This window comes from Bradyrhizobium sp. USDA 3256, assembly GCF_054058275.1.
Map to the genome: position 1 here is coordinate 743,754 of NZ_JBSSAE010000002.1, position 26,984 is coordinate 770,737.

General features: G+C 59.4%; 22 protein-coding genes. 13 read left to right on the forward strand and 9 right to left on the reverse strand.

Going from position 1 to position 26,984, the window contains the following annotated elements; translation table 11 throughout:
• Positions 1 to 46: 46 nt before the first annotated feature.
• Genes sctQ through ACVWY5_RS05200 form a run of 5 tightly spaced genes read left to right on the forward strand, consistent with a single transcriptional unit; the run spans position 47 to position 3,907 of the window.
• A complete protein-coding gene (sctQ, locus tag ACVWY5_RS05180) occupies positions 47 to 1,105 on the forward strand; it encodes a type III secretion system cytoplasmic ring protein SctQ (protein WP_028336670.1) in 1,059 nt (352 codons plus the stop codon).
• Positions 1,098 to 1,763, forward strand: coding sequence for a type III secretion system export apparatus subunit SctR (sctR, locus tag ACVWY5_RS05185; protein WP_028336669.1), 666 nt, complete (start codon positions 1,098 to 1,100; stop codon positions 1,761 to 1,763). The genes sctQ and sctR overlap by 8 nt, the downstream gene beginning before the upstream one ends.
• A gap of 2 nt (positions 1,764 to 1,765) precedes the next feature.
• Positions 1,766 to 2,041, forward strand: coding sequence for an EscS/YscS/HrcS family type III secretion system export apparatus protein (locus tag ACVWY5_RS05190; protein ID WP_028336668.1), 276 nt, complete (start codon positions 1,766 to 1,768; stop codon positions 2,039 to 2,041).
• A 10-nt stretch (positions 2,042 to 2,051) separates the two neighbouring features.
• Positions 2,052 to 2,873, forward strand: a complete 822-nt coding sequence (gene sctT / locus ACVWY5_RS05195) for a type III secretion system export apparatus subunit SctT (RefSeq protein ID WP_028336667.1) — start codon at positions 2,052 to 2,054, stop codon at positions 2,871 to 2,873.
• The gene (locus ACVWY5_RS05200) at positions 2,870 to 3,907 is read left to right on the forward strand and encodes an EscU/YscU/HrcU family type III secretion system export apparatus switch protein (RefSeq protein ID WP_028336666.1); all 1,038 of its coding nucleotides are present in this window, start codon (positions 2,870 to 2,872) and stop codon (positions 3,905 to 3,907) included. Before sctT ends, ACVWY5_RS05200 begins: the two co-directional genes overlap by 4 nt.
• Before the next feature lie 232 nt (positions 3,908 to 4,139).
• Here the strand turns inward: ACVWY5_RS05200 and ACVWY5_RS05205 are convergent, their stop codons facing one another.
• Genes ACVWY5_RS05205 through ACVWY5_RS05220 form a run of 4 tightly spaced genes read right to left on the reverse strand, consistent with a single transcriptional unit; the run spans position 4,140 to position 7,335 of the window.
• The gene (locus ACVWY5_RS05205) at positions 4,140 to 4,805 is read right to left on the reverse strand and encodes a CpaD family pilus assembly lipoprotein (protein ID WP_028336665.1); all 666 of its coding nucleotides are present in this window, start codon (positions 4,803 to 4,805) and stop codon (positions 4,140 to 4,142) included.
• Between the two features lie 10 nt (positions 4,806 to 4,815).
• On the reverse strand, positions 4,816 to 6,270 hold the full coding sequence (locus ACVWY5_RS05210; RefSeq protein ID WP_028336664.1) for a type II and III secretion system protein family protein: 1,455 nt from the start codon (positions 6,268 to 6,270) through the stop codon (positions 4,816 to 4,818).
• Positions 6,271 to 6,298: 28 nt separating this feature from the next.
• Positions 6,299 to 6,988 (reverse strand): response regulator, encoded by a 690-nt coding sequence (locus ACVWY5_RS05215; protein WP_028336663.1) that lies wholly within the window; start codon positions 6,986 to 6,988, stop codon positions 6,299 to 6,301.
• 41 nt (positions 6,989 to 7,029) lie between these two features.
• Positions 7,030 to 7,335, reverse strand: coding sequence for a hypothetical protein (locus tag ACVWY5_RS05220; protein WP_321177027.1), 306 nt, complete (start codon positions 7,333 to 7,335; stop codon positions 7,030 to 7,032).
• A 1,744-nt stretch (positions 7,336 to 9,079) separates the two neighbouring features.
• Here ACVWY5_RS05220 and ACVWY5_RS05225 point away from each other — a divergent pair.
• A complete protein-coding gene (locus ACVWY5_RS05225; protein ID WP_028336662.1) occupies positions 9,080 to 9,520 on the forward strand; it encodes a VirK family protein in 441 nt (146 codons plus the stop codon).
• Positions 9,521 to 9,702: 182 nt separating this feature from the next.
• Here ACVWY5_RS05225 and ACVWY5_RS05230 read toward each other — a convergent pair whose 3' ends face one another.
• The 3 genes from ACVWY5_RS05230 to ACVWY5_RS05240 all read right to left on the reverse strand — a co-directional run bounded on the left by ACVWY5_RS05230 (position 9,703) and on the right by ACVWY5_RS05240 (position 14,116).
• Positions 9,703 to 10,869: an acyl-CoA dehydrogenase family protein gene (locus ACVWY5_RS05230; RefSeq protein ID WP_028336661.1), complete on the reverse strand. Its 1,167-nt coding sequence runs from the start codon at positions 10,867 to 10,869 to the stop codon at positions 9,703 to 9,705.
• A gap of 1,361 nt (positions 10,870 to 12,230) precedes the next feature.
• Positions 12,231 to 12,899 (reverse strand): hypothetical protein, encoded by a 669-nt coding sequence (locus ACVWY5_RS05235; protein WP_321177028.1) that lies wholly within the window; start codon positions 12,897 to 12,899, stop codon positions 12,231 to 12,233.
• Positions 12,900 to 13,060: 161 nt separating this feature from the next.
• The gene (locus ACVWY5_RS05240) at positions 13,061 to 14,116 is read right to left on the reverse strand and encodes a hypothetical protein (RefSeq protein ID WP_038377795.1); all 1,056 of its coding nucleotides are present in this window, start codon (positions 14,114 to 14,116) and stop codon (positions 13,061 to 13,063) included.
• A 513-nt stretch (positions 14,117 to 14,629) separates the two neighbouring features.
• Between ACVWY5_RS05240 and ACVWY5_RS05245 the strand changes: the two genes are divergently transcribed.
• Positions 14,630 to 15,913 carry an NAD(P)/FAD-dependent oxidoreductase gene (locus ACVWY5_RS05245; RefSeq protein WP_028336660.1) on the forward strand — a complete coding sequence of 428 codons (1,284 nt, stop codon included), beginning with the start codon at positions 14,630 to 14,632 and terminating at the stop codon, positions 15,911 to 15,913.
• Between the two features lie 140 nt (positions 15,914 to 16,053).
• Here ACVWY5_RS05245 and ACVWY5_RS05250 read toward each other — a convergent pair whose 3' ends face one another.
• Positions 16,054 to 16,938, reverse strand: coding sequence for a radical SAM/SPASM domain-containing protein (locus ACVWY5_RS05250; protein WP_028336659.1), 885 nt, complete (start codon positions 16,936 to 16,938; stop codon positions 16,054 to 16,056).
• A 399-nt stretch (positions 16,939 to 17,337) separates the two neighbouring features.
• Here ACVWY5_RS05250 and ACVWY5_RS05255 point away from each other — a divergent pair, with 399 nt between their 5' ends.
• From ACVWY5_RS05255 to ACVWY5_RS05280, 6 genes are all read left to right on the forward strand, one after another.
• A complete protein-coding gene (locus ACVWY5_RS05255) occupies positions 17,338 to 17,520 on the forward strand; it encodes a hypothetical protein (RefSeq protein WP_321177029.1) in 183 nt (60 codons plus the stop codon).
• Positions 17,521 to 17,979: 459 nt separating this feature from the next.
• A complete protein-coding gene (locus ACVWY5_RS05260) occupies positions 17,980 to 19,221 on the forward strand; it encodes a cytochrome P450 (RefSeq protein ID WP_051376287.1) in 1,242 nt (413 codons plus the stop codon).
• A gap of 256 nt (positions 19,222 to 19,477) precedes the next feature.
• A complete protein-coding gene (locus ACVWY5_RS05265) occupies positions 19,478 to 19,849 on the forward strand; it encodes a hypothetical protein (RefSeq protein ID WP_321177030.1) in 372 nt (123 codons plus the stop codon).
• Positions 19,850 to 20,498: 649 nt separating this feature from the next.
• On the forward strand, positions 20,499 to 22,775 hold the full coding sequence (locus ACVWY5_RS05270) for a hypothetical protein (protein ID WP_028336656.1): 2,277 nt from the start codon (positions 20,499 to 20,501) through the stop codon (positions 22,773 to 22,775).
• 1,629 nt (positions 22,776 to 24,404) lie between these two features.
• Entirely contained in the window at positions 24,405 to 25,604 is a 1,200-nt protein-coding gene (locus ACVWY5_RS05275) for an IS256 family transposase (protein ID WP_028336654.1), read from the forward strand.
• A gap of 76 nt (positions 25,605 to 25,680) precedes the next feature.
• Positions 25,681 to 26,286, forward strand: coding sequence for a helix-turn-helix domain-containing protein (locus ACVWY5_RS05280; protein WP_321177031.1), 606 nt, complete (start codon positions 25,681 to 25,683; stop codon positions 26,284 to 26,286).
• A gap of 471 nt (positions 26,287 to 26,757) precedes the next feature.
• Here the strand turns inward: ACVWY5_RS05280 and ACVWY5_RS05285 are convergent, their stop codons facing one another.
• Positions 26,758 to 26,979, reverse strand: a complete 222-nt coding sequence (locus ACVWY5_RS05285; protein WP_028352309.1) for an immunoglobulin domain-containing family protein — start codon at positions 26,977 to 26,979, stop codon at positions 26,758 to 26,760.
• Positions 26,980 to 26,984: the final 5 nt, after the last annotated feature.

The following is a 26,984-nucleotide window of genomic DNA, read 5'->3' on the forward strand; positions in this document are numbered from 1 at the left end:
TCCTTTGCCGGCGCGGACGTGCCGTGATGGGCAGGCGCCGCCTGCGATGCAGAGGCCGGGTGGATCCGCACCATTCAGACCGGCGCTGAGCCTCTCTCATGCTGTGGTCTCGTGGCTCAATGAGGTCGCAGCTTTCCGCGGACCTCTGCAAAGCCGTCTCGGTGATAAGCCGCTATCGCTGCGTATGAACCGGCTTGTCTGGCAAATCGAGCCGCCTGAGACATCGATGCTTGACTGCGTCTTTGATGCTGGCGGCGAAAAGCTCGTCCTATCCTTACCTGGTCCGCTTGCCGAAGTGCTGATTGCGACCGTGCAAAATGGCCTGACCTTACCTTCCGAGCCGACGCGTTCGCTGGTCCTTGAACTGGCGCTAGAACCGTTGCTGTCCTCGCTGGAGAGACTAATGCGGCGGCATTTGCAGCTTATCCGCACCGATGAAGCGACGAAATCAGGCCCATACCTGGAATTCGACGTCGCCTATGGTCTGCTCACGAGCAAGGCGCGCCTGCTCCTATTCTCGTCTCTCGACGGTCCAGTTCCGCCCGCGTTCACCGCCCTTGGGGAACTGCTTGGCCGATTGCCGCGACAGACGCCCAAGCTTGGTTCTGAACTCCCTGTCATCGTTGCAGGCGAGATTGGCTCGCTCCGGGTCACAATCGGCCTTGTTCGTCAAGCTCGGCGAGGCGATGCGCTGCTGCCGGACGAAATTCCCCTAGCCCGTGGCCGAGTCATCCTCACCGCCGACCGATTGTGGGCCCCTGCCGAGATTGCTGGCGACCGGCTGGTCCTGCGGGGGCCATTCCGCTTGCAAACCCACCCCCTGAAAAGTGGACACATGACGACACAAACCGAAGCGCAGCAGCTCCCTTCCGAGGCCGATATTGACGCTCTCGAGGTCACACTCGTATTCGAATGCGGCCGCTGGCCGATGCCGCTGGGAACTTTGCGAAGCATCAACGAAGGCCATGTGTTCGAACTTGGCCGGCCGCTCGACGGCCCCGTCGATATCCTTGCCAACGGCCAACGTATCGGCCGCGGCGATATCGTGCGGATCGGCGAGGAACTTGCCGTCAGGTTACGCGGCAGGTTGGCGGTCAATGACTGACATTCAACCCAGCATTCTCGCGCTTCTTGCGATCACGGTCGGCCTCGGCCTGCTCGCCTTCGCAGTCGTGACAACGACCGCCTTCATAAAGGTCTCGGTTGTTCTTTTCCTGGTGCGCAACGCCCTCGGGACCCAGTCGATACCGCCTAACATCGTCCTGTACGGCGCTGCGCTGATCCTGACCGTCTTCATCAGCGCCCCGGTTTTCGAGCAGACCTACAAGCGCCTGACGGATCCGCAACTTCGCTACCAAACGTTTGATGACTGGGTGACGGCCGCCAAGGAGGGGCAGGAGCCGCTGCGCGCCCATCTGAAGAAGTTCACCAATGAAGAGCAGCGCCGGTTTTTCCTGTCCTCGACCGAGCATGTCTGGTCGGAAGAGATGCGCGGCAGCGCCACGGCTGATGATTTTGCCATTCTTGTGCCGTCGTTCCTGATCTCGGAGCTCAAGCGTGGCTTCGAAATCGGCTTTCTTCTCTATCTTCCCTTTATCACCATCGATCTGATCGTCACGACGATTTTGATGGCCATGGGGATGTCGATGGTGTCGCCTACGGTGATATCTGTCCCCTTCAAGCTCTTTCTGTTCGTCACCATCGACGGCTGGTCACGTCTCATGCACGGCTTGGTGTTAAGCTACGCGACGCCGGGAGGCTGACAATGGACGAAGCCAGCATCCTCATGCACCTGAGCCAATCGCTCGTGCTTTTCATGATCTGGGTTCTGCCGCCGCTCCTCGCAGCTCTCATCTCGGGATTGATCATTGGCCTCATCCAGGCGGCAACCCAGCTCCAGGATCAAACCTTGCCCCTGACGGTGAAGCTTCTGGTCGTCGTCGCCGTGCTCGCCGGGTTTTCTCCGGTGCTCAGCGCCCCACTCATCGAACAAGCCGAGCGTATTTTCCGGGAGTTTCCTGCACTCACCTCAAGATACTAGCAGGGCTTGGATGGCTGGCTTGTCACCCTCAGATGCGCACGCTCTTGTCCAGGGCGGAATCGAACTTGTCGCCGCAACCGGCCTGAGCGCGGCCCGCGCCTTAGGCATCATGCTCGTTCTTCCCGTCTTTACCCGGCCGCGTATCAGTGGCCTGATCCGCGGAAGCCTGACGATTGCGATCGGACTACCGTGTCTGGCGCAGATCAAACTCGGCCTCCAAGCGCTGGACCCGAACACGCGTCTGGTCAGCGTCACCATGCTCGGTCTGAAGGAGGTGTTCGTCGGCCTTCTGCTCGGCATCCTGCTCAGCATTCCCTTATGGAGTATCCAGGCAGTCGGCGACATCATCGATACCCAGCGAGGAATCTCAAGCCAGGTCGCGGCGGAAGATCCTGCGACGCGCAGCCAGGCGTCGGGAACCGGGCTTTTTCTCGGTGTCACTGCGGTCACGATCTTCGTTCTGGTTGGCGGCCTCCAGACCATGGTGAGCAGCCTTTATGGCAGCTATCTGATCTGGCCCGTGTATCAGTTCTTGCCTGCGGTGACGGAACAAGGGGCAATGGAATGCCTCACCCTTCTCGATCATATCATGCTCACGACGCTATTGGTCGCCGGGCCGGTGCTGGCTCTGCTGCTGCTGATCGACATATCGGTCATGATGCTCGGCCGCTTCGCATCGCAGCTCAAACTGAACGATCTTTCGCCTACGATCAAGAATGTGGCCTTCGGCGTCATCATGGTCAGCTACAGCGTCTATCTCCTCGAATACGCGGGAGCTGAATTCCTCACCTCGAACAATCTGCTCGAGTATTTCAAGAAGCTCTTGAAATGAGCAGCACGAGCGAGGAGAAAAAGCTTCCTCCGACCCCCAAGAAGCTGCGCGATGCGCGCAAGAAAGGGCAGAGCGCGCGCAGCTCCGATCTGGTGAGCGGGGTCAGCGCCTGCGCCGGCTTTTCCTGTCTGTGGTGGAGAGCGGGGGCGATCGAAGACAAGTGGCATGAAACGGTCCGGCTGATCGACAAACTGCAGGAGCAGCCCTTCTCGAGTGCGGTTCCGCAGGCACTCAACGGCTTACTGGAACTCTCGGTTGCGGCGGTCGGGCCATTGCTTGCGGCTGCCGTGGTAGCAGGCCTTCTGGCCAATGTTCTGGCCAATGGCGGCTTCATGTTTGCTTTGGAACCGCTCAAACCGCAACTTGAGAAACTGGATCCGATCAAAGGCTTGAAGCGGATCGCATCGAAACGTTCGGCCATCGAGCTTGGCAAGACGCTGGTTAAGGTGATGCTCCTGGGGACGTGCTTTTTCCTCACCGTGACCGCAAGCTGGAAAGCGCTGGTGTACTTTCCTGTCTGCGGCATCGGCTGTCTCGCAATAGTCTTCAGCGAGGTCAAGCTGCTGGCAGGAATCGCTGCTGGGGCCTTTCTCGTGGGCGGATTGGCCGACCTTCTGATTCAGCGCTGGTTGTTCATGCAGGAGATGCGCATGACCGAAACCGAGGCCAAGCGCGAGAACAAGGAACAGCAAGGCGATCCGCAGGTGAAGGGTGAACGACGGCGTCTGCGCCAGGTGTCGGCGAACGAGGGTCCGCTTGGCGTCAATCGCGCCAACTTGATACTGAGGGGGGCCGCAGCTTTGATTGGGCTGCGCTATGTTCGCGGCGAAACCGGCGTGCCGGTTCTGGTCTGTCGGGGTGAGGGCGAAGCTGCTTCCAGGTTGCTTGGCGAGGCGCGGGCGCTGCGCCTCAAGATAGTGGATGACGACGTCCTGACGCGTCAGTTGCTCGGCAAAGCAAGACTCGGCAATCCGGTTCCGTCGCAATATTTCGAGTCGGTCGCAAAAGCGCTTTACGCTGCCGGGCTGGTTTAGAGCGGTTTCCGGCGAAGTGGACACCGGTTGTCGCGAAGAAGACGCGTCAAAACAAGAATCTAGAGCTCCGTTCCGATTCAATCGGAACGGACAAGGCTCCAGGGTGTTTTCGAGTGAAGTGGGGTACCGGTTCGCGGAAGAAAACGCGCCAGAACAAAAATCCAGCCTGCGATTCAATCGGCACGGAAAAGCGCTAGATCGTTTTGATCAGACGGTAGCGATGCAACTCCCGTCATCGAGGAGGCTGTACGTCCCTCGTTGCCACCGCGGGGGCTTCCGACGCGGCCCCACTGCTCTGTCCGCCATCTCCGTTGCTCTTGTTGCCTGGGCCAAACGTGCCATAGCTGGCAACCGGTATGGCAGCGCGATCGCCTTTGCTCGTCATGACCGACCGATTGTCCAGCAAGTCGATCGGATCGTTGACCATGACTGCCAGATTGCTTCTGGTCGAGCAGCCAAGCGTCGGGTCGAACGAATTATCGTTGACCGCAGGCCCGACGATGGAAAGCGACGGACAGACAGGAGAGTGGGCTTCAAAGGTGATCGCCTCGATCCTTACCCCGAAACGGGAGGGCAGATCGAGAGCTGAGGCGGATAGCCGGATATTATAGGGGGCAACGCCCATGGCACGGGCCTCATGGGCCACCTGTGCAATGAGCCGGGGCGAGCCGGTGACATCGACATGGAGTGCGTCCCGCCGGCCGCCACTTGCACTCGCAATGAAACTCCGCAGCCGATGTCTTTCCGAGCCACGAAGGCTCTGTAGGAACAAAACGCTGTTCTTCTGCTCCACCTGGATCGCCTGTTCAGCCGGCCCGGGAGGGATCGAAGCACTGTTTGCGCATCCGCCCAATGTTGCCGCAACAACGACCAAATGGCACAAACGTCGCAAGGTCATTTTACGATCCTCATTCGATGATAAAGCCGGCGCTGCCGGTCAATCCTGGTGCGCTCGTGCGGGGAGCATCTCGGTCTTTTGGTGGCCGCGCCAGCGTGTTCGTCAAGATCCGGCCTGTGTCTGAGGGCGGTGCTATGCGGTCGGTCGGCGCACTCATCCGGGTCGGGTTCGATCCCGGCCGCACGATGTAGGGCGTGACAATAATAACCAGCTCGGTCTCGCGCTTTTGAAACGATGAGGAGCGAAAAAGGGCGCCGAGGATCGGCACGTCGCCGAGCCAAGGAAACTCGCCAATGTCATTGTTGAAGTTGCGCCTGATGAGCCCGCCGATTGCAAAGCTCTGACCGCTGGCGAGCTCGACCACGGTGCTGGCCCGCCGGGTTGAGAGAGCAGGGACTTCCATGCCATTGATTTTGACTTGGCCTTCGCTCGACAGTTCGCTGACTTCGGGCTTCACACGGACATTGATCTGATTGTTGTTAAGAACCGTCGGGACGAACTCGAGGCTCACGCCGAACTGGCGGAACTGAACCGACACCTGCCGATTATCCTGCATGACCGGAATCGGAAATTCGCCGCCGGCCAGGAAGCTCGCGGACTCGCCGGACATTGCCGTCAGATTCGGCTCAGCCAGGATCGAGGCGAGGTGCTCGCTGGCGAGTGCGTCAAGAACAGCGCTCAGGTTGGTATTGCCGGCGCTAAACCCGATGCCGATCGTGCCGCCGCCGCCGCCCGCGCCGGACCCGCCATCTTTGCCGCTGATAAGGAAAGCGCCGTTCGGGCTAGATGCGGTGAAGTGGATATTGAGATCCTTGACGGCGCTGCGGGAGACTTCTGCGACCCGTACGCTGAGATTTACCTGCAACGAGCCGGCCACCTGGATCTTGTTGACGACCAGCGCCCCCGCGCCGAGAAACTGCTCGGTCACCTTCTTGGCAGTCTCAACAACCTCCGCATTGGGCGCCGTACCGCTCAGGATCGCCCCGCGCGGGGTATAGCTGACCTGGATCGGATAGTCGCCGACCTCGGCTCGAAGCGTGGCCCGCAGGTCCTCGATCGGCTGTGTGACGACCACGCGCAGCTCGGCGAGAGCCTCGCCGTTTTCGTTCAGGGCAAAGAGGCTTGTCCGTCCTGATTTCTTGCCAAACACGAAGATCGTCGTATTCGACGGCGCCTGATAATCCGCAATCGTCGGGTCGGCAACAAAGATGCTCGCCGCCGCAGCGGTCAGATGGATCGTCTTGCCCTGGGAGGAAATCAGGTTCAGCGTGCCGGAGGTGCTGCCGGGCGCGCTCCGCGGCGGTTCTGCTTTGCCATCCCGCTTGCTCTCGGCTGCTGCAGCAAGTGGAAATAGCAGTGCAAGTCCGCACAGGACGTAGCATAGGCGATGCAAAACAGCTGAGCGAGCCGCCCCAGCGACCATCCACGGCTCATCAGCGCCGGCAGCATTGTAAACGACCGTCAAGGGATTGTTGCTTTCAAGCTCGATTCAGTTAGGCGGCCGATGCCGCGCCAATGAGTTCAAGGGTGTAACCGACGCCGCGCGCGGTCTTGATCCTGAGCGTCGCTCCCGACTGGTTCAAATGCGTGCGCAAGCGATAGATCCCGACCTCCAGCGCATTGGTCGAGACCTCGTCATCGAACGCATAAAGGCTATCCTCCAGCGATGCGCGCGGCACGGTGCGGCCGGCGCGGTTGAGCAGATGTTCAAGAATGCACACTTCGCGGCGGGCAATCCGCAGTACCCGACCGCCGACCGCGACTTGCCTCCCGATCGGGTCGAAATGCAGATTGCCGAATGTCACGACCGGCGCCGTCATTTGCGTCGACCGCCGCAGAATGGCCCGCATGCGCGCGATGAGTTCGTCGGTCGACACAGGTTTAGGGAGGAAATCATCCGCTCCCGCATTGAAAATCGCAATCCGCCGGCCGAGGTCGTTGAGACCGCTCATCATCATGGCCGGCATTGAGCGTCCCTCGCGTCGCAACTGCTTCAGCCAGTCCAAGCCGTCTCCATCAGGCAGAACCAATTCGAGCAAAAGAATGTGGTAGTTGGCGCAATCGAGCGCGGCCGCCGCCTCATCGAGCGTGCGCGTCACATCAACAGCGAACCCGCAATTCAGCAGCGCCTCCTTCACAGCACGGACAAAGTCCGAATGATGATCAATCAGGAGAATTCGCATTTCGTTCCCTTTCGTCCGTCCACGTCAAGACCTTAAGCGCGTCACGGTTGACCAAAAGGTTCGACGAAACGGACAGACGTCCGCTTTGGCGTGAGCGCCAAAGTCCGACAGCGCTGAAGCAGAGCAGGATGGCGGGCGATCAATCCAAGTGATTTGCTTATCGTTGGATCGGAATATGCGATGGTCTGCCGGTGACTGCATGCGTCGCCGGCGATGCCGAGCGGGCCCCTTGTGCCGGGAAGAACCGCGAAATCATTCACGAGGTCGAAAGCAGACGCAGCAGAGTGACGCATGTGAGCGTCGATCGCAGCGATGTCTGCACGAGCTGAGTAGCCGCCGTCGGTCATGATAGCGCTAGAGCACGCAATCGAAGCGCAAGCGCAGGAGCGAGCGGATGGATTTGTGGCTGAACAGCGTAGCGAAATCGACATTCTGGAACTCCCCACTTTGCCCAGTCCCGCGGTCAGTCTCGCTATGCTGTCGGGGCTGTAGCGGCGCCACGACAAGGCAAGTGTTTCCGCTTGAAAGACAGTCTCACGTCACGCATCTGGACGGTGCTTCCAGAGCGGCGATGCGCGACGAACAGATCGATGCGCCTCCCGACTACGAAGAAAACGGGTCCCTAGCCGGTGATAGACATGAAGGAGGCCAACGATCCCGACGTTTTGTCGCGTCCGATGCTGCGCCCCCTCGGCGGCAGCGAACGAAGGGCGGATAGGTGCGCTGCTCGTCAGGAGCACAACGGATCTGATTGAGGTCATTGCGCCAGCTGCATCCCATCTTGGATGAACGATCTCGGAACGATCGAAGCTCGAATCTTAGGTTACGTGGCGCGCGGAAAGCGCGAGATAAACAGAGCCTGCGTTCTGCCCGGCTGCCAAATCCTGCTCCAGCTGCAACGGGGGGGGCGTTGAGGCCTCCGTGCTGCACGCGAGCGGTGTTGAGGACACGCCGTCGACAGGAGTGATCTACCCGCGTGACGGAGCGGAGCGGGGCGGCGTTAGGTTTAAGAGACTTTCGCAATTCTTGCTACCTGTCAGGAAGTGTTCGCGCGAGGGAGGTTCTGTGTCGCGAGCTGTCGCAAATCCTACAATCTGACGTTAGGAGAGTTTCAAGTCTCTTTGACAGTTGGCCAATGCAAACGCGCGCGCGTCTTGAAGCGACGACGACACAGTCTGGACACGGTCATGGCCTTGAGGATCGCGGTCGATCTCACTTTCTCCTACGTCGTGAGCATTTCGTCTGTCCAAATCCGATGATGTACAGCTCGAGCCGCGGCGATGGCGTCGTGTGAAGAGTCAGTCGTTCTTGCTCGCTCTAGGGCAAGCCATAACGCGTGGTCGTGCGATTACCTGATCGCCGCACACGTGGCGATTGGATGCAGACGCGCGATTGCCCAAATCGAATTGCCCTGCAAGGGCTGAAGATAGAATCGATTGTCACACCACATTATGCTGCCTCCAAAGATCGAGGCTGACTATGGAGGCGTTGGGCAAGATCAGCAAAATCAATTGTTTTGATGGAACGCATTCAAGCGGCGGATAGGCCTAGCGTGCGTCGCCGCTTGCCATGGCTAATGCCGAGTCTACTGGGCGGCTTGGTGATGCGACCGCATGTAGCGGTCTTCTGGCCAAGCACGGGCCAGCCTAAGACCGAGCCAGCCCTGAGTGGAAGCGGCTGTCTGGGTCTCGTGCCACCGAGCCCCTGACGAAGTGACTGAGGCGATCGAAGGGATGCCAAGCAGTTCTCCGGAAAAGTCGTTCGCGTACACTTCAGTGCGTGGCGCAGCCTCTCGATCTTACCAGCGCTGTTGGACCAGGCGACCGTTGCCATTGGTCGCCTCTAGGTCGCCCGCGCTCGATCAATGCTCGGGCGACGATGCAAGGGAAAAACTGGCTTAGCCAAACCTGACCTACGAGGTTGTGAGGTCGGATTAGCCCTCGTGACCACTTGCGCCCGGTTGTGACAAGTTGTTGTTGTCGCAAACGCGACCGCGCTTGATGTCTGGAAGCAGCCAATCGGCTTGAGAAGACGTCATCATGCGAGTGTCAGCTTGGGCGATCTGTGGTTCTTATGCGGAGAGAAGATCATATGAAGTGTATTGGCAAAAACTTGGCGATCCTGTTGTCCCTGCTTTCGGTGGCAAGCGTGAGCACGAACGCCAGAGCCGATGAGCCCTCGCCGAAATACACCGAGGTGCTCAATGCCCTGCAGACCGGCAAGAATGTGAAGCTTATACTGGACATGAGCCGCTGTACCCCCGCGGAGGGTGGCAAGCCGGCGTCGGCGACGCAAGCCGGTCTGGTCATTAGTGCCTTCAGGGTCACTGCCCAGAACGGCATCAGTTTCGCTAATGCGCACCAAACGGTGGATAGCACGGGACATGCCGTGACCGAATACGTTCGCCATAGTCTCAGCCGCGAAGGTAAGCTCACGGTGCGTGCCTCCAAGCTTGTCGTCGGGACGACTGAACTCGTGAAACAGGGCGAGTTCATCTGCGACCTCCCTGATGGCGCAAAGTTCATCTGGTAAACGAAGAGTACCGCGCAGGGGATGTGCTTCGAAACCGCGATCCCTTAACCGTGTGGATCGGCTTTGCAAGCCATGACACATGGTCTGGCTCGTGACGACGGCCAGATTGTTTCTGGCCGTTTTTGAAGGCTCGCGGCTCTTTTCGCGGTGGTTCGTGCGAAAATGCTCGTGGATGAACCAGTTCATGGAAAGCCCGGCTGCGCAGGACCTCCGAGCAGGAACTGGCCGGCACGCTGAAGTGTTCCCACATTCAAAGCCGCATGCTGCGCAACCACGAAGCTGTCGCACATCGCACGCGCCAGATTGCTCGTCGTGTACAGCGAGCCAGTTCCGGCGAGGCTGCTCGCGATCTTGCAGACCTCGGCGCTTTGTAGTGCGGCGTTGGTCGCGGCGAGCCGCATCAGCGTCGCCGTGTTCGGATTTATGGCGCCATTGAGCGCCTCGTTCCACAGCTCCTCGGTAGCCTCATAGAAAAAGGACCGCGCGGAGCGCAGTTTGGCTTCGGCTCTGGCCGTCTCCAGTTGGATGTAGCCACGCTCTCCCATCACGGGCGCTCCAGTGATCGAGGGACGGCTCCTGCTCATCGCGATCACCTCGTCCAGCGCGGAGCGCGCAATACCAATGCCAACGACCGCATGCGCCTGGGCGGCGAAGGCCACTGACGGATAACGGTAGATCGGCCGGTCGAGTGTCGGCGAACCGCCGCGGATCAGGGTCCATTCCTCCGGCACGATGACATCTTCGAAAACCACGTCGTGGCTGCCGGTTCCCTGCAGGCCGATGACATCCCAATTGGGGCGGATAGTCGCCTTTTCGGCCGGCACTACGGCTACACGCGGAAGGCCACCGGTAGGGTCGTCTTCCACAGTGATGCCGACGCCGATCAAAGCCGCGCCGGGCGAACCGCTAGCGAATGGCCACACGCCGTTCACGACAAATCCGCCGGTGGTTCGCCTGGCGGGCTGCAGCGGAAAAAACGCGGCTGCGCACACCACGTCGGGTCCATTCGCATAGATTTTGCCGAGCGTTTCTTCGGGAAGAGCGGCGAGATTGCAAGCCCCATCGCCGAAACTGGCGACCCAACCGGCCGAGCCGTCCACCTCGGAAATGCGCTCAATCAGGCGGCAAAACTCGGCCGGCGTTCGCTCCTCGCCGCCGAAGCGCTTGGCGACCATAGCCCGATAGACGCCAATTTGCTTGAAGCCCTCGATTATGTCGTCTGGAATTTTCTGCGCGGTGGCGAACTTGTTTCGACGAGCGCGGATCTCAGTGAGCAGCGGTGGGAGGTTATCCCCAGTGACAGGCTTGACGTCAGCTTCTTGCGGGATCATCTCTGGCGAAGCGTTCATAGTTGTCCTTGGTGCCTATACGAGCGCTAATGCGCGTCATTGATGAAGAGCGGATATCCTGGCCACATCGCAAATGCGGCGGATTCGTCTTCTAGAAAGCGCAATCATTGCGCTGGATGACATATGAGAAGGCTGGAAGAGCGCATTGTGATATTGCGTTTTCTGCGGGTGACCGCGGTGCATGCTTGTCATGGTCTTCTCGAATTAGGGGGCTGTCACCTTCGTTGCCAGGTCAGACAGCCTACGTCTGCGAACTCCTACCTGGCGATTCAAGCGAGCGGCACGCTGTGCCATCTCCCCAGCAATCCACGTGCCAATGAGACATGTCTACCGCCTTTGTTAAAGTGAGTGAGACTACGTGATCCGCGCCGCGCTTCGTGGCGCCCTGTCCGATTTCAGGCATAGAACGTTGTCAAACGAACGCGGTGGTCTGAGCATGAGCAGGACGGAAGTGGGCGTTGACTGCAAGCCATTCCAATTTCGATCGCTCGGAGTTTCAAGTGATCCCGCGGGAAAAGCTGTCATTGCAGATTTTATAGCGGTCTAGGTCAAGCAATTGTTGATGGTGTCTCGACCACCAGATCAACGAGCGACTGTGTGCTGGAATCTCTTTGGCTGGCGTATAGCAATAATCATCCATATGACTTTTGATCGATGTGGGGCGACTTCCGCTCAACACCCTAGACGTTGACCCGTTATACCTGCATCCTGCGGGTCGATGCCTGTGACTCGTAAGACAAGGCTCTATCTCGCGGGACTTCACCCCAAAAACTGGGGATCGGTGTGTTGGGTCTATGCGCAGCGCCCGTTCTTCACTATGGTTCGATTTCGAAGAGAGTGCGCGTCGCAAGGTCACCGGCAAGAAGGAGATCTCGCTCTCTCCCATGCGATGGAGGTCGTGCGACAGTCCCCATTGATGGTGGGCGTGCCGGGAAACGCATTCAGGTTCGGCAGACGCTGACCCTACCTCCAATTGAGTCCTTCAGTTCTACATGCGAGTAGCTCGCCAAGCTGTCCCTGCAAAGGCATTCAGCCAGCATCAGAACCCCTGAAAGTGTCGTGCTGCCGCACGCGGCCACAATGCGATTGATACATCCACCCGGAGATCATGCTGGAACCTCTAGCGTCGTTCGGATGTAGTTGCAGGATCTCTGGAAAGCAAAAGATCTGACGTGGTTTCGGGTGTGGTCGCTCGAGCCCAGCTGCCGAGGCATCCCTCGCTCAGCCAATTTGCGGCCGATGGAAGAGAAGAACGCGGCGTCCGGGTAGGGGTTCGGCCGTGTAGGATTCTCCGTGGATCAAAAAACGGGTCATTGGGACATCCTGGCTCGGCAGAAGAGCCAGGTTTTTGAGCACGTCGATCACGACAGGCGAAGCCTCTCGGAGGCCGTGCCTCCAGTCATCGCCGAACAACTGTCCGAGTTCAGGCACTTGCGGGGGCGGCTAATGGGCCGATGCCGGTGCGGCAGACGGCAGTGGAAGGTTGGTGCAAGCGACGAAGGAGCGTCCTTTCGCAATAAGAACGACAGGCGCGGTTCAAACCCTGCCGCAAGAGTGCCGTAGCGATCTGGGGGAACCGTCGGCGTCGTAACGGCGGCGTCACCCAGCAAAGCGAGCCGCGGGTGATGAATGAGTTGAACGTCGTTGGATCCTCTCGGTCCCAACGCAGCCGTGTAGCGTTCGCCGCCAATCTGGTAGTTCATGACCGGATATTCAGCGTCAGGCAAGAAGTCCCACTTCCCCAGTTTGGACAGCATCATGTCGGGAGCCAGCTGGGTGCGGTGAGAAAAGTCTTTGGGAACGGCGAACGAAACATCAAATGTATCGCCGACAGCAGGAGACTTCAGATGGATGAGCTGAACATCATCGCGCCCTTTTGGTCCTAACACGGCCGTATAGCGTTCACCGCGAATCTCGTAGGTCTTTACCCGCTGTGTTGCATCTGGCAACAGACCCCAGCGGCTCAGCTTGAAGCGCATCATATCCGGCGCGGGCTGGCTGCCATGGTAGAAATCCTCGGGAACGGCCAAGGAAGCATCGAATCTCTCGCTGGCTGCGGGGGACGTCGGATCAAGTGTGGCCCGGAGCTGCACCATCCCGACCATCATCCGTCCAACGTATTCTTCAGAGCCGGGATTCCGCGGCAGCGAGCTGGGCTGTCGGGTTGTGGCATCGAAAAGCTCCTCCTGAGTTACAACTTGCACAGGCGAGTGGGCGAGCGAACTCGTTGTTGGCCAAAGCGCCGGTGCATTGAAAGGCGCGGCTGGCAGCAGACCCTCGCGATCCGCGGTCTCGAAAAGCGCTTCCTGGGCGAGGGGGTGGCGGAACGCATTTGCTCTGGCGCATCGAAGCTGGCACCCGGAAGCATGCTGCTTCGGGCCATAGCGTCGAAAACCGTTTCCTGGGTGACACGTTGCGCGGGCGAATAAGCGGCTAAACCCATTCCCTGCCAAACCTGCGGAGCATTGAAACCATCGGCCCGCAATGGGGCGCCCCGATCCGCGGTGCTCCCCAAAGGCGGCTCATGATCGAGAAGCTGCGCGGGCAAATCGGCGGCCGGCTGAGTCGGCAGACGCAAGGTGCTTCCTTCGCCACCCGAATTGTCTTGCCCGACGATTGCGCGGTAGTCGCGCAGCCTATTCAACGCGTAGATGAGTTTCTTGTCATTCGGAAACAAGGTGTCGGCATGGCCAAGCAGGGTGTCGTGACTGAGCTTAGCAATCGACAAGGGTCGGAGTGCCTCCGCTAGCTTCCGAAGATTACTAGCATAACTTCCGGCATTTCTTCCGTCCATCGGTCGACCAAAACCTGCCTTGGCGGCTTTCCTGATGAACTGGTCGTCTTCCTTGGATGGACGGTAATGACTTGTGATGGGCCGAGCGGTGGGGTCAGGCTCGCGAAATTGGCTAACCATTGATAAAGCGGGGCCGATGACTTTGTCGTTTGGCAGCAGCTTCTTGGCGTCGTCGAGCAATGTATCGTCATCGAGCCTGGCGATCGATTGGCCAGACTGCTTGAGCGTCTCGGCCAGCCTGCGAAGCCGGCGATCATAAAATTCGACGGTGGTGGCATTCGGCGGTGGCCCTCGCTCGAGGGTAGCGCCAGACGCCGCCTGGATGAGGCGATCATCTTCCTCAGTGATATCATAACGATCCCTGTGAGGATATGTCGGGCCAAGCTGTCGCGTTTTCTCCCAGGTGTTGCTCGAACGCCGCTCGTGGCTGTTGCGGCTGTTCCACGGTGGCATCGGACGCGGCGGGACCTTTATCGGCTGGGTTGATCGTGTTGAATCGGTCCATAATCTAGTCCGCTGGCAGCATCGGTCGCTCGTTCTCTCGCTACTCACGTTAGCTTTCCAAAACCTGACGTGGCCGAGCGAAAGTAGGATGAATGATAGCCGGCAAGTGCCTTCTTCTCCGAGGCGCTGCAGCATCGCTCGCTCATGCCGCCAAAGAAAGCGCCGGATGACAATTGAGTGTCTTCAACTGAAGGCTTAAGCTGCAATGCGTGGTGTGTGCTGCGCCGAGGAAGCCTATGTACGCCGCTCGCTGTCCTTGATTTGCGTCAAATCGATCTTAGGAGGCCGGTCGATCAGATTGAATGACATCATGAGAAACGGAAAGTTGGGCAATGCTCCTGTTGCGTCACAGGACGCCCTTTGAGGGGTAAATCGAGTGCACAATTTTTGAGTTGCCTTCTGCGGCTGTCATGATGTGTAGGCCGATGTCATTCATGATCATGGGCAGGACAAGTTCGTCGGATGCAGGGCGATCTTAAATCGCACGGCTTGTGGGAGCTGACGGCACCAGCGCCGCCGAATACGGGTCCTCTCGTGGGCGATGCGCGAGTCGACGTCGTTGTCATCGGCGGTGGATATACTGGGCTCTCTGCGGCTACTCACCTCGCGAAGGGTGGCGCGCGCGTTATCCTACTGGAGGCATCCGAAATTGGCTTCGGTGGTTCCGGGCGCAACGTCGGGCTCGTCAATGCGGGCATGTGGATCATGCCCGACATGCTCTCAGGAACGCTCGGCCCTCCGTTTGGAGAGCGGCTCATCGAATTACTGGGTGGGGGACCGCAAGAGGTTTTTGAACTGATCGAGAGACACGACATCGACTGCGAAGTTGAACGCGCGGGGACACTACATTGCGCGGTTGGCCGCAGGGGCTTCCAAGAAATCCAGATACGTGCTGAACAGTGGCAGAAGCTCGGCGCTCCGGTCGCGGTGCTTAATGCGGAGGAGACGCGCAGAAAGATTGGCGGTGGCAACTACACCGGCGCGCTGCTAGACAAGCGCGCCGGTACAATACAGCCATTGGCCTATGCGCGCGGCTTGGCACGCGTTGCGCTTGCAGCGGGCGCGAAGATATCCACCCAGACTGAGGTCCTCACAGTGAGCGACATGGGTTTGCGCTGGAGGGCAGGCACAGCAATGGGATCTGTATGTGCTGATTGGGTGATCGTCGCCACCGACGCCTACGGCAAAACCCCTTGGCCTCAGGTTCAGCGGGAGCAGATCCGCCTACCTTATTTCAATTTGGCTACGCGGCTCTTGTCAGACCATCTAAGGGCCTCAATCTTGCCGGAACGGCAAGGAGCATGGGACACCAGCGAGGTCCTTTCCTCGTTTCGCTTCGATCGGTCGGGCCGTCTGGTGTTCGGCAGCGTCGGCGCTCTGGAGGGTGTCGGCGCCTTGGTTCACCGCGCCTGGGCGGTGAGGTCGCTAGGTAGGCTGTTTCCGCAGCTCGGTGACCTCGAGTTCGAAACCGGCTGGTTCGGGATGATCGGGATGACTTCCGACCACCTGCCGCGCTTTCACAAACTCGACCGTAACGTGGTCACGTTCGGTGGTTACAACGGGCGCGGGATCGCACCTGGGACCGTCTTCGGCCGTGTATTGGCCTCCTACGTCCTTGGCCGTCTTGCGGAGAAGGATCTACCACTTCCAGTTGCGCCAGTTGAACATCGGCGCTTTCGTGCCGCCCGTGAGGCCCTCTACACAGCAGGCTCTCAACTGGTTCACCTCGTTGAAGCGCGGCTCTGATCCGTCTGGTGTCAGTTGATATCCGATCCGGCGGTTTCCCATCGGTATGGCCATTTCCGGCAGGTGACGAGCGAATTGGCTACGGGTCGCGTGTCATTCCACAGAGAATTCTTGACGTCTGCTCTCGCGCGGTCCTGTCCTCACGATTGTTGGTCGGCGTCCATACAGCCTCCCGACGTCTGCGGATTGGCATACTCACACATCCTGCAGAGCAGAAAGCCGTCCATTCCGTTCATGCGATCGACGACTTCCCGAAAGACTGGTCCCTCAAAGAGGTCTTCGTATTCGTCGCGCAGAAGGTTGCCCAGTACATGACGCCGCTCAAAATCCATGCAGCACAGAGTAACGTCGCCGTTTGGGAGAAGGACATTCCGATATTGTTGTTTGCCAATACACGTCAAGGTTCCGACGATCGGCTGTCGTGGTTTGATGGTATTCAGATCAAGCCGTCCTCGCCGGCTACTCAGCGGCCGCAAGCGCTCCAACGCTTTGGCGGGAATGATGTCCGCGAGATCGGGATGGACTTTGCCCAGGACGACGAATCGAATTGACGGAATGTTCGCTTCAACCAGCCGGCGCATGACATTGAGATAGGATTTTCCGACGAGGCGGCTGTTCATGTAAGTGCCGTCATCAGGAACGTGGACGACGAAAGCGCTGAGCTGAAGCATTTGCAAGCGCCGAACGTCACTCCCGTTCATTCCGACAAGGGTCGTGAAAATCCGGATATCATGGCCGCGTGCGTAAACATGCTCAACCATCCTGGTGCACTCCGGATGCAGCCAAGGCTCCGAGTAGCCGGCAAAACTGATGTCGGTATCCGTTGGTAGGCGTGCCAGACATCGCTCGAAATCTTGAAGACCCAGGTGCTTGGCTTGAGACACGGGTCTTTGGCGATCGGCGAACTTGTCCTGCGCGCAATAAGAGCACCGGACGATGCATCCTGCGGTCGTGGTTATCTCCAGTACCCGACGACCAGGATTGGCGGCGCGTAAGCTTTGTAACACCATGGGATATGCCGTCATTCTGTCTGGTCCTTTCAGGTGCCGGAGCAAGAAATTGCTGGGGAAGGAGCCCAGCGTTCGCTGCGCGGCGGCTTGCTTTGCTTCTCATGGATTACAATTACACGATAGGCGCGTTGGCGAAATGACCTAGACCATGCTAGCTCATCGCCAACAATGCGCCGGGTTCGATAAGCCGCTGCCGAAGGTGGGACCAGTCTGGCGTGTCGACTTCCCCCTCTCTACGCGTTGACCGCCGCTCAGCACAGTTGGCTTTCACTAACATCCTCGTTTTGTGTCAGCACACAACAGATGCTGGGCTCGGTGTCCTCGCTAGATGGGTTGCGGAGGTGCTCCCGTAGCCGTGGCGACGCGGAACCTGCATCTAACCGGAGGCATCCTGAATGCCATCCCGATGGCGGCATGGGTTCCGGACCTTTATTGCTACGTGTGGCGCAGGCGATAGCCCTCGCGAACGGTTCGGGCGTCATGAACGCGATGGACAAGCGATCGAGCATCGCAGCCCTTGCCGGCGATCGTCCGCAAAAGTTCCTGTCGCGCTCAAATGGCAAGTTGCTGGTCAGGACGGCGGATGAAGCAGGCTAGTTGCCATATTGAAGAACATATCGGCTTTTCTCGGCGGAGCGGCGGTGACCGATTTCGTCGACGACGATCAGCGCGGGTGGTGGTCCCGCACGATCCTGCGGCTAAGCAACTCCTTCAAATGCGGCCGTGAGGAGCGAAAGACGTTGCATGCGCTATCTTAAAGGAGTGGGAAGCTGAGGTCACATGGCGTCCTGCCTGGTGGCTCGAACAGCGATGTAGCCACCGTTAGGCGACGTCTGTGTAGCGAGGATGGTCTCCTCGATCCTCTGGAGCAGCTCGAGTGAGAAAGTCAATGCGATCCTTGCCTGCCCGAACTGGTAGGGGTGACTGCCCACGCTTTGGGATACTCTGTTGGGGCGACGACCCGCTCGCAACCAAAACGCCACGGCAGCTCGAAACTATGGATCGCGACCTGTGGATCCCTAAGCTCTTGAGAGAGCAAAATCTGCGGAGACGATCATGAAAGCGCGATTGGCAGACTATAGGCCCGATCATTTGTGCGGCATCCCGCTATGCAATCTGGATGTAAGCGAAGCCAAGCGCTTCCAGGATGACAGCATATGGGGCTGCTTCGAGCGGCTGCGAAGGGAAGACCCCGTTCACTACTGCCAAGACAGCCCTTATGGCCCATATTGGTCGGTAACGAAATACCGAGATATCGTAGAGGTAGATACTAATCACAAGACATTCTCGTCGGAGCAGGGTGTCACCATTGTCGACGTGCCTGACAAGCACTGGACTCAAAGCTTCATCAAGATGGGTCCTCCTAAGCATCGCGAGCAGCGTGATACGGTAAGTCCGATCGTGGCGTCGGAAAACCTGACGAAGCTCGAAAGCTTGATCCGCCGTCGCGTCACGACGATTCTGGACGGCTTGCCGCGCAATGATGCCTTCAATTGGGTGGATAGGGTCTCCATCGAGTTGACGACACAGATGCTCGCTACGCTATTCGACTTTCCATTTGAGGATCGACGGCTCTTGACCTACTGGTCGGACGTAGCTGTTGCAATTCCGAAAGCTGGCCAGCCCATCGACAGCTGGGACAAACGAAGCGCGATCTTGTCCGAGTGCTTGGCGTGTTTCGCGCGGCTTTGGAACGAGCGCATCAACGCCGAGCCGCGTCTCGACCTGATTTCCATGATGGCGCACTCGCCTGCAACTCGACACATGGAGCCGAGTGAGTTTCTCGGCAATCTGATTCTGCTGATCGTAGGTGGGAATGACACCACCCGCAATTCGATTACCGGTGGGCTCCTGTTCATGAACCGGCATCCCTTCGAGCTGCGAAAACTACGTGATAATCCCAAGCTGGTCTCGAGCGCTGTGTCGGAGATTATTCGGTATCAGACGCCCATCGCACATATGCGGCGCAACGCCGCTGCCGATGTCGTGTTAGGCGGGAAACAAATCAGGAAGGGCGACAAAGTCGTCATGTGGTACATCTCTGGTAACCGGGACGAAGAGGTCATCGAGAACGCTAGCAGCTTCGTCATCGACCGCAAGCACGTACGCCAGCATCTTTCGTTTGGATTCGGGATCCATCGCTGCGTGGGGCGGCATCTTGCGGAGCTACAGTTGAAGATCCTCTGGGAAGAGATCTTGAAGTCACGGCTGGAGATCAAGCTTGTCGGCGAACCCGAGCGAATTGCGTCCAACTTTGTGCATGGCTATTCCGCTCTTCCTGTGCAGATTGCAGCTTAGGCTGTGATGCTCCGGCTTGGCAGGCGCCCGGAGCTACGCGGTTTCGTCTTGCTCTTTGATCTCTCGTCGGGGGGACAGCAGAGGGTTGATCGGCGTGAGGAATGTCTTCATCGCGGGAACTGGACAGCGTTCAGCAGGCGTTGAAGCGCCTGCGAGGAGCGATGAACAGTGGTGCCCGGCCAAGGGCCTTTGCATTTCCAGCTGTCAACGGCAGCCGAGAGATGAGTCCAGTACTGGAAGTTACCTTTGACCTAGCATGTTCGATACGTCGGCGATGAGCTTAACATTGAAGACTGTAGCGGTCGGAGCGATTTTCTTTGGAGAAGCGCTTTCGATCATCGCAGAGTTGATTGCCTCAAAGCAGTTTGGAAAGGCTGGCGGGGACCTGGCAACGCTCCTGCCGATGTTCCTGCTGATATCCTTCGGCGGCGTTCTGCTCGTCGTCGGATATGCACTGGGATACATGCATCTTGAGAATATCTGGATAATTATCGCGATATCGGTGGGAGCAATTTTAGTGGTGGAGCCGGTTCTCACGCTTCTGCTGTTTCGAGACGTGCCGACGGCAGGTTCGCTGATCGGGTTGACGCTCGGTGTGCTCGGCACGCTCGCTGCGGTATTTTTATGATCGTATTCTGCATACACTTAAATGACGGCATCTTCAGCACACAATTTCGAAATGAGTTGCGCAACAAATCGGTTCTGCTCAATTCGAATGCGAAAACAAGAGTCTGGCGGGCGCTCCACATCCAGCCAGGATCCGCGGATCGTTGGATCCGCAAACTCTTCGGTCGAAGGCCAGTATCTTCTTCCCGGACAAGACGCTTGCGGCTCCCGAAGGTCCGCAAATCGACATCCGCCAGTACGTTCCTTCACCACAATCCTCCAGTCCGCTCCACGATGGAGGCGTCCTTGTGGCGGCTCTTCAGTACTCGGAACGGCCCTCGGCAAGGCGTTCGATAGATAGAGCCGCCAGCATCGGCCGAGTTCTTGAGGATCGCCGGCACGATCGATGCAGGCGCAGCCTGCCAGCGCAAATCTCCATGGTGGTCAAGGCGAGGCAGCGCCAGGCTGCGGTCATGCAGTGCGCTGACTATCCTGCAGCTGTCGCGGTCTTTCCAGCGTCGGTCTCCGGCACCACAGCAGCTTCCATGGAATTGGAACCCGGGCGGCTCGGGTTTTCTTGTGCGTCCGGAGGCCGCCCTTCGTCAGCCAATCGTCAGCCAGGCGGTCTATCCAGTGAGGCTGCGCATTGTTGACCCTATGGGAGACGGAACATGACGGGCATTGGCCGACCCGGCGAACCGCACGTTGGAGCTGCAGTAGCCGATAGCACGTCGGGATCGAGCAGTTCGCGCGCGGAACCCGGCCTCATCCCATCGGAAGGCAGCCAGTTCTTCGACTCCGTCGTGGAGCGGATGCGCTCTGCGCCTGAAGATGGAATGGCGATGTTCGCGAGCCAGCCGTCAGGTTCGGGTGTGGCAGTCCCCTTTTCCTCAAGCGATGAGGGGATCAACACAGCGAAGCGGAAGATGAGCCGCCTGCTTGAGGAACTTGATGCTTGCCGCATTGCCGCCATGCAGGCCCAGAACCCGTCGGAGGTGCAAGAGCTGATCGATCAGCTCGTCAAGGCAGGCTCGACAGTTCTGGATTACTTCGCGAGCTTGCCCCCAGATGTGGCGCGCAGCGTTCTGGCCGACGATCAGGCTCGCCGAGTTCGCGACGAAACGCTCGATGCGGGGGACCAATGCAACGCGCTGGCCACTCCCACGATCTACGCCCTCGAGCAGAGCAGGAAGAATGCAGGAAAGATACTCGAGCGGATTCGCCAGTCCAGCGCTCCCCCCGACCAGCTTAGTCGAGCGGCTTCCAGTGTGGCGAAACATTATTTGGCCTGCGTGGAGTGGTGGGGGAAGAAGGCATTGCGCTCGGAGCGGATGCAGTCCGTCTGCGCAGCCACTGCGAATTTGCCAAGTACAACGGCCGAGATACGACAGGCCGACCGGGCCGCACTGCGACTGCACACCGGCTGGGCACTGTATACGAAGTGCATGCATCTGCAATCGCAGGTCGCACTCGCGCGGGTCATGATTGAGGCGCAGGCGAACACGCTCGAACCGGCCGTCAGGCAAATCCTCATGGGTGAGAACGGTCGGACACGTCTACTTGGAACCTTCATCGAGGATGTTGTTCCGGCGTTCCTTTCGACGGGCGACGCTGTTCTAAACAGCAAAGGACGAGCCCTCGACGCAGAGCACTACGCCGTTCTGGAAGGGGTCATGGAGCGGCTATCGGAATTTGCATCGGCGTTGCCCGACGTCGTTGCCAAGTTAAGGAATGAAGGAGCAGGTCCCGCGCTTCCATTGGAGCTGTTGGATCAGATCGTGGAAGGCGCGTGGGTCACTGCGCGTGAGGTGATGCGTCTCCTGACAGTGCAGCCGAAGACGCCAGCCATGATTGAGCCGCCGGCCGAGGCTGGTCCGGCGACACCGGCGGACACAATCGGCAGTGCTGTAGCGGCCGAACGCCCTGCAGCGCGCAGGAAGGGGAAGGGCAAGCGCAAGCCGGCCGCGGGCGCCGGCAGTTCGGCGGCCGCGCAGCCCGAGCGGCAAGTCTCTACGGCAGACACCGGTATGGCGCCAGCAGCCAAAGTTATCGTGCTCTCGGATCTGGGCACGAAGAAACTCGCGACCGCCGAGGAGGCTCATGCGAGGCCTTCATCGTTCGCGACGGGACGCTTGGAGATATGGCAGGCTCCGCCATCGAAGGCGGCACTGACACGATCGCTTGAGCGATTGGACGAACTTTTGCAATTCGATCTGGGCAGTCAGCAACGGGCCGTCTCGCAAGCGCGCCACATGAAACCCGAAGATGCCGATCACGTGGTGGACACCGTCGTCGAGCGGCTGCTGAGCCACACCGCGGAGATTGAGGCCTGTGTAGCCGCGCTGCAGGAACCTCGTCGACGGGGCCTGCTCACGCCCGTGCAAGTGCCCCAAGTGCACGAAAAAATAGTCCGCCTCGAGGCGATGTTGTCCGAGGTTCAGGGGCAGGCAAACGCTTTGAAGGCGCGAAAGGCTACGATCGAGATCGATTGCATGAAGACCTACGCCTTCCCCTCACAAAAGTACCTTGAACAATTGCGGGCGGCCGAGGAGTTGGCTCCCTTGGAGCCACCGCGCGCGTTGAAGGGCGAGCCAGGGACGCTGTTCGAGATCAAGTTGCAGCCGAAGGCGTTCGGCAATGGTGCAATGCCGAGTCCGATGTGGGTGCACATCCATACGACGCGGCCGGTATTTGCATGGCAGCTCGCGACATTGGATGACGCCGAGTTCGCCGCTTGCCACGTGAAATCCAATGAACAGCGCGGCTACAATCGCCTCTGGCAGAATGCTCGAGCTGCAACGGGCCACGAAGACGTCGTGATCCACCGCGGCAAGCTCACGCCTGCATTCTGCAAGTCCTTGTTAGGCGCCGCTTTTAGGGGCTACCCAGAGTATCCTTTTGCCGAGAGGGAGCGCGGTGCGACGCAGGTCGCTCGATACGGGACTTAGTCAAGGTGGGTGCCGCTTGTGGTGACGACATCAGTCACACCTCCGAATCCGGATCTCGCAGGTCCGATGAACCGCACTGGGGCCCCGCAGGCTCCAACTCGTGGGAGAATGGAGCGGCGGGAAGAGAGTACGCGCTATATCTACAGAAGCTCGCCAGCGATCCGTCTTCGATCACGGGGTGAGCAAGCCGCACCGTGAGGCGATTCGATCGATTGCGACGAAGACCGGCGCTCGGGTGACAAGCGGCTCCACTTGGTGCTTTAGTAGGTGAGGACCACTTGCCCGGTGTCCACGGCGATCCGTTCGGATGTCATCGCGCTCGGCGTGAAAGGCCTGTAGGTCCCCCGCGAACTGGATGGCAAAGCTCCGGCGGGATCTTGGATGATCGGGATGCCCGGGAGATAAGTATCCCGAGGCAGTTTGACGAATCGAATCGGCGATGCACAATGAGGTTGCCTATCCATCTGCTACTCTCGGATAAGGCGACGATGGCCCCAGCATCCCGGCTTCCACGGCCCCCAGAAGGTGCTGGGGCTTTTCGTTTTTTAGCCTTCACCAGGCCTAGCTCGTTCCCCTCTTGCAGGATCGTCACATAGGTCCCGCTCTCCAAATATTCGAGCCGCTATTGTTGTTCGCACCGCCAATGTCCGGCGGGCGACGCTTTATCGGAAAAGCATAGCTTGACTGATCTTCTCGATTAAGATCGGGCCATCCTGAACAGTACTCAAAGGCTCGAGCGTGTTCCGCGTGTCTTGCAAGCGGCCCTTTCCGGCGGCCGCCCAGCGGAGGTCTTCTTCCAGTTTACGCATTGCTCGCTATCGCTCTCCCGGCCACCAAGTCTATGGCGGCTTGAAAGGGGCCGACTAGCTGTGGCAGCCTTGGTCCCCTTGTTTCGGACGCTCAGTGGACGAGATCCGCTGCAGCGGCGCCATTTGCGGCCGGGTCTGGTCGATTACCTCCTCTTGTTGCTCTCTCTCATCAGAACGCTGCTGGCGCCTCTTCACGATGAGGCCAACCAGCAATAGCATGAAGCCAGCAGCAATCATGAAGACTGCGATAACTTTTCCCATTCGAAGGCCGAAGCACTCATGGTTGCATGACCACCATTCTATTTTCCGAATTAACCAGAAACGCCTCTGCGAAGTTGATCTCCTCTCCCAATCCAGCCGCGAGCTTCACGCGGAGATGAGGGAGTAACTCGTGCTTCGGCCTCCAGCTGGGTCCTTGACGAGGATACCTTAATCCACCAGACCTGAATCCCGCAGAGAGGTATCGGGCGAGCGCTTCTCAATCGCCGCCCACTTCGTCGATGTCAATTGCCTTCGAAGCCATCCAATAGCCGGTTGCGCTGCCGTTCGTTGATCACGGCCATGGCATGCCGCTTCCAGAAGTGCGCTTTTCTAAGCACGGTTACGAGAAGGTTTCGGCCCCGCTGAAGGCGCGCCCGAGGCAGCCCAGGAACCACTCAAGCCGGTCGTGTCCTCGGAAGTGGTGTAGCTCGGTAGAGCAAAGCCGCCCGGACGCGCGCCCTCAAATAGCGCCGTAGCGGGCGGGCGGCTTTGCGGTGGTCACCGGCAGTTCTCCGGTAGGATCGGGTTGCGACACGCCAACGCAACCGAGGAACCACCGATGACCGACGATATGATGGACCTGCGCACGCTCGTGGAGAAGACCCCTGATGCCGATCTGTTGCGCGAGATGATTGGCTTTGCTGCCCAGCGCCTGATGGAGCTGGAAGTCGAAGGCCAGACCGGAGCGGCCTACGGCGAGAAGAACCCCGAGCGTCTGGCCCAGCGCAACGGCTACCGGGACCGGATCTGGGATACCCGCGCCGGCGCGGTCGAACTGCGCATTCCCAAGCTGCGTAAAGGGTCCTACTTCCCCGGCTTTTTGGAGCCGCGCCGGATGGCCGAGAAGGCGCTCACTGCCGTGGTTCAGGAAGCCTATGTGCAGGGCGTCTCGACCCGCTCAGTCGATGACCTGGTGCAGGCGATGGGGATGAGCGGCATCTCCAAGAGCCAGGTGAGCCGACTCTGCGCCGAGATCGACGACAAGGTGAAGGCGTTCCTCGCCCGTCCGATCGAGGGCGACTGGCCGTATCTGTGGATCGATGCCACCTACGTGAAGGTGCGCCAGAATGGCCGCATCGTGTCGGTCGCGGTGATTGTCGCGGTCGGCGTCAACAGCGACGGCCGGCGCGAAGTGCTCGGCATGGACGTCGGCCCCTCCGAAGCCGAGACGTTCTGGACGGCGTTCCTGCGCAAGCTCGCCCGCCGTGGCCTGCGCGGCGTCAAGCTGGTCGTTTCCGATGCCCACGAGGGCATCAAGGCCACCGTCGCCAAGGTGCTCAACGCCACTTGGCAACGCTGCCGCGTGCACTTCATGCGCAACGCGCTGGCCCATGCCGGCAAGAGCGGGCGGCGCGTCGTCTCCGCCTTCATCGCCACCGCCTTTGCCCACGACGATGCCGAGGCTGCCAAGACGCAGTGGCGCAAGGTTGCCGACCAGCTCCGCCCCAAGCTGCCCAAGCTCGCCGGCTTCCTCGACGAGGCCGAGACCGATGTGCTCGCTTATATGGCGTTCCCGCCGCAACACCGGACGAAGCTGCACTCGACAAACCCGATCGAGCGCCTCAACGGCGAGATCAAGCGCCGCACCGAGGTCGTCGGCATCTTCCCCAATGAAGAAGCCATCGTCCGCCTCATCGGAGCGATCCTGCTCGAGCAAAACGACGAATGGGCTGTCCAGCGTGCCCGCTACATGACGCTGGAAACCATCGCGCCGTTGAGCGATGATCCCACCGTCAGCCTTCCGGCGATCGCCAGCTGACCAGCCCGGCTCTCGCCGGCGAACGCGGTGACCCGCCGCCACCTACACCACGCTAGGGGACACGATCCTCAAGCCATTGCGTGACGTCGAGGTCTCCCTTCTGGGTGGTCTCCAGCATGTCATAGTAGATATTCCGCTCGCTGCGTATCCGGGCGAACATGTTGCAGAAGCGAAGCGGATTCCTTCAGAGCGGGCAAGCGACATAGCGGCAATGGCGCGCGTGATGCGTCCATTGCCGCAAAGGGATCGATCGTCACGAACCACAGATGTGCGCAGCCAATCATCACCTTCATGGCCGACGCCGTCACCGGCACCGTCGAGGAACTCATTCGAACCTGCCACGCATTGTCGAAATTCCGAATTCTGGCGGGAGCGCCGCAAATTCCGCAAGGGATCGACGGCGGCGCGCGCTCTTGACGAATTTCATCACTATCCGGTTGTGACAGCCAAGCGGCTCGCAGAGCTCCTTGAGATCAGTCCTCCGCAAGCTCATCAAGCGATTAATCAATTGGAGGACGCCCGCATCCTCAAGAAGCAAACCGGCTATGCGCGAAATCGTGTGTACATAGCTTCCGAGGCGCTCAGTCTCATCAACCGCCCCTTCGGCGAAGAGCCCATTCTTCCCGAGCAATTCGATCCGCGCGAAATTTCGGATCGGAAGATCCCAATCGACCGTGAATGACAATTGCGCTGCCCCGGGAGCTCAGCGCGGCCGCAAATCAGCGAACCTCTCGGGGGACCTCGGCATCGGCATCCCCGGCGCGCCGCCGGATCTAGGATCTCGGACGAACTATGTCGTCGCGCCAAGAGCTCCCCCTTTGCGTGACCGTGATCGACGCAGCTCGACGTAACCAGTATGTCGCGTGACGCATTCGGCTCCGATCCAGCGACTGGCCAGCGACCGCGAAACCCTTAGCGCTCAGATGATGGTCCATCGGATGCCTTTGTCGTCCTCTTTGCAACGGGGCAAAGGTCTATGCGTCGGTCAAATTCCGCAGTCCGGGCAAGTTCATTGGCCTTGTGATTGACACATTGGCGCCCGGATAGCTCGAGGTCGGCGGCACTGCAGTCATCGCAGGTTGCTGCCGGCGCGCGTGTTACTCACGTCTTCCGAAACGGTCACAGCAGCTCCGCTTCCCCACTCGTCATACACCTAGCGCTCTATCAGCCCCATCAGAATGGCTTTGGCGCGCATTGAAACCGCCATGTAGTGCTGTGCGGCTTTTATGGACCTATAGCGCCCCGGATCATTCTGAGCGATGTTAGGATCAGATAGCAGGCGCTGAAGTCGCTTCCGGCGCCATGCCTGCACGCGGCGAAGGCGCGGCAGGATCGCCGATTGCTCTTCAACGCTGATCCGTTTCTCGATCGTCAACTCGG

What these genes read in the sequence shown, in the direction of transcription:
- sctQ (WP_028336670.1), top strand. Translation starts at nt 47, where the DNA reads ATGCAGAGGCCGGGTGGATCCGCACCATTCAGACCGGCGCTGAGCCTC.
- sctR (WP_028336669.1), top strand. Translation starts at nt 1,098, where the DNA reads ATGACTGACATTCAACCCAGCATTCTCGCGCTTCTTGCGATCACGGTC.
- ACVWY5_RS05190 (WP_028336668.1), top strand. Translation starts at nt 1,766, where the DNA reads ATGGACGAAGCCAGCATCCTCATGCACCTGAGCCAATCGCTCGTGCTT.
- sctT (WP_028336667.1), top strand. Translation starts at nt 2,052, where the DNA reads ATGGCTGGCTTGTCACCCTCAGATGCGCACGCTCTTGTCCAGGGCGGA.
- ACVWY5_RS05200 (WP_028336666.1), top strand. Translation starts at nt 2,870, where the DNA reads ATGAGCAGCACGAGCGAGGAGAAAAAGCTTCCTCCGACCCCCAAGAAG.
- ACVWY5_RS05205 (WP_028336665.1), bottom strand. Translation starts at nt 4,805, where the DNA reads ATGACCTTGCGACGTTTGTGCCATTTGGTCGTTGTTGCGGCAACATTG.
- ACVWY5_RS05215 (WP_028336663.1), bottom strand. Translation starts at nt 6,988, where the DNA reads ATGCGAATTCTCCTGATTGATCATCATTCGGACTTTGTCCGTGCTGTG.
- ACVWY5_RS05220 (WP_321177027.1), bottom strand. Translation starts at nt 7,335, where the DNA reads ATGACCGACGGCGGCTACTCAGCTCGTGCAGACATCGCTGCGATCGAC.
- ACVWY5_RS05225 (WP_028336662.1), top strand. Translation starts at nt 9,080, where the DNA reads ATGAAGTGTATTGGCAAAAACTTGGCGATCCTGTTGTCCCTGCTTTCG.
- ACVWY5_RS05230 (WP_028336661.1), bottom strand. Translation starts at nt 10,869, where the DNA reads ATGAACGCTTCGCCAGAGATGATCCCGCAAGAAGCTGACGTCAAGCCT.
- ACVWY5_RS05240 (WP_038377795.1), bottom strand. Translation starts at nt 14,116, where the DNA reads ATGCCACCGTGGAACAGCCGCAACAGCCACGAGCGGCGTTCGAGCAAC.
- ACVWY5_RS05245 (WP_028336660.1), top strand. Translation starts at nt 14,630, where the DNA reads ATGCAGGGCGATCTTAAATCGCACGGCTTGTGGGAGCTGACGGCACCA.
- ACVWY5_RS05250 (WP_028336659.1), bottom strand. Translation starts at nt 16,938, where the DNA reads ATGACGGCATATCCCATGGTGTTACAAAGCTTACGCGCCGCCAATCCT.
- ACVWY5_RS05255 (WP_321177029.1), top strand. Translation starts at nt 17,338, where the DNA reads ATGGGTTCCGGACCTTTATTGCTACGTGTGGCGCAGGCGATAGCCCTC.
- ACVWY5_RS05260 (WP_051376287.1), top strand. Translation starts at nt 17,980, where the DNA reads ATGAAAGCGCGATTGGCAGACTATAGGCCCGATCATTTGTGCGGCATC.
- ACVWY5_RS05265 (WP_321177030.1), top strand. Translation starts at nt 19,478, where the DNA reads ATGTTCGATACGTCGGCGATGAGCTTAACATTGAAGACTGTAGCGGTC.
- ACVWY5_RS05270 (WP_028336656.1), top strand. Translation starts at nt 20,499, where the DNA reads ATGACGGGCATTGGCCGACCCGGCGAACCGCACGTTGGAGCTGCAGTA.
- ACVWY5_RS05275 (WP_028336654.1), top strand. Translation starts at nt 24,405, where the DNA reads ATGACCGACGATATGATGGACCTGCGCACGCTCGTGGAGAAGACCCCT.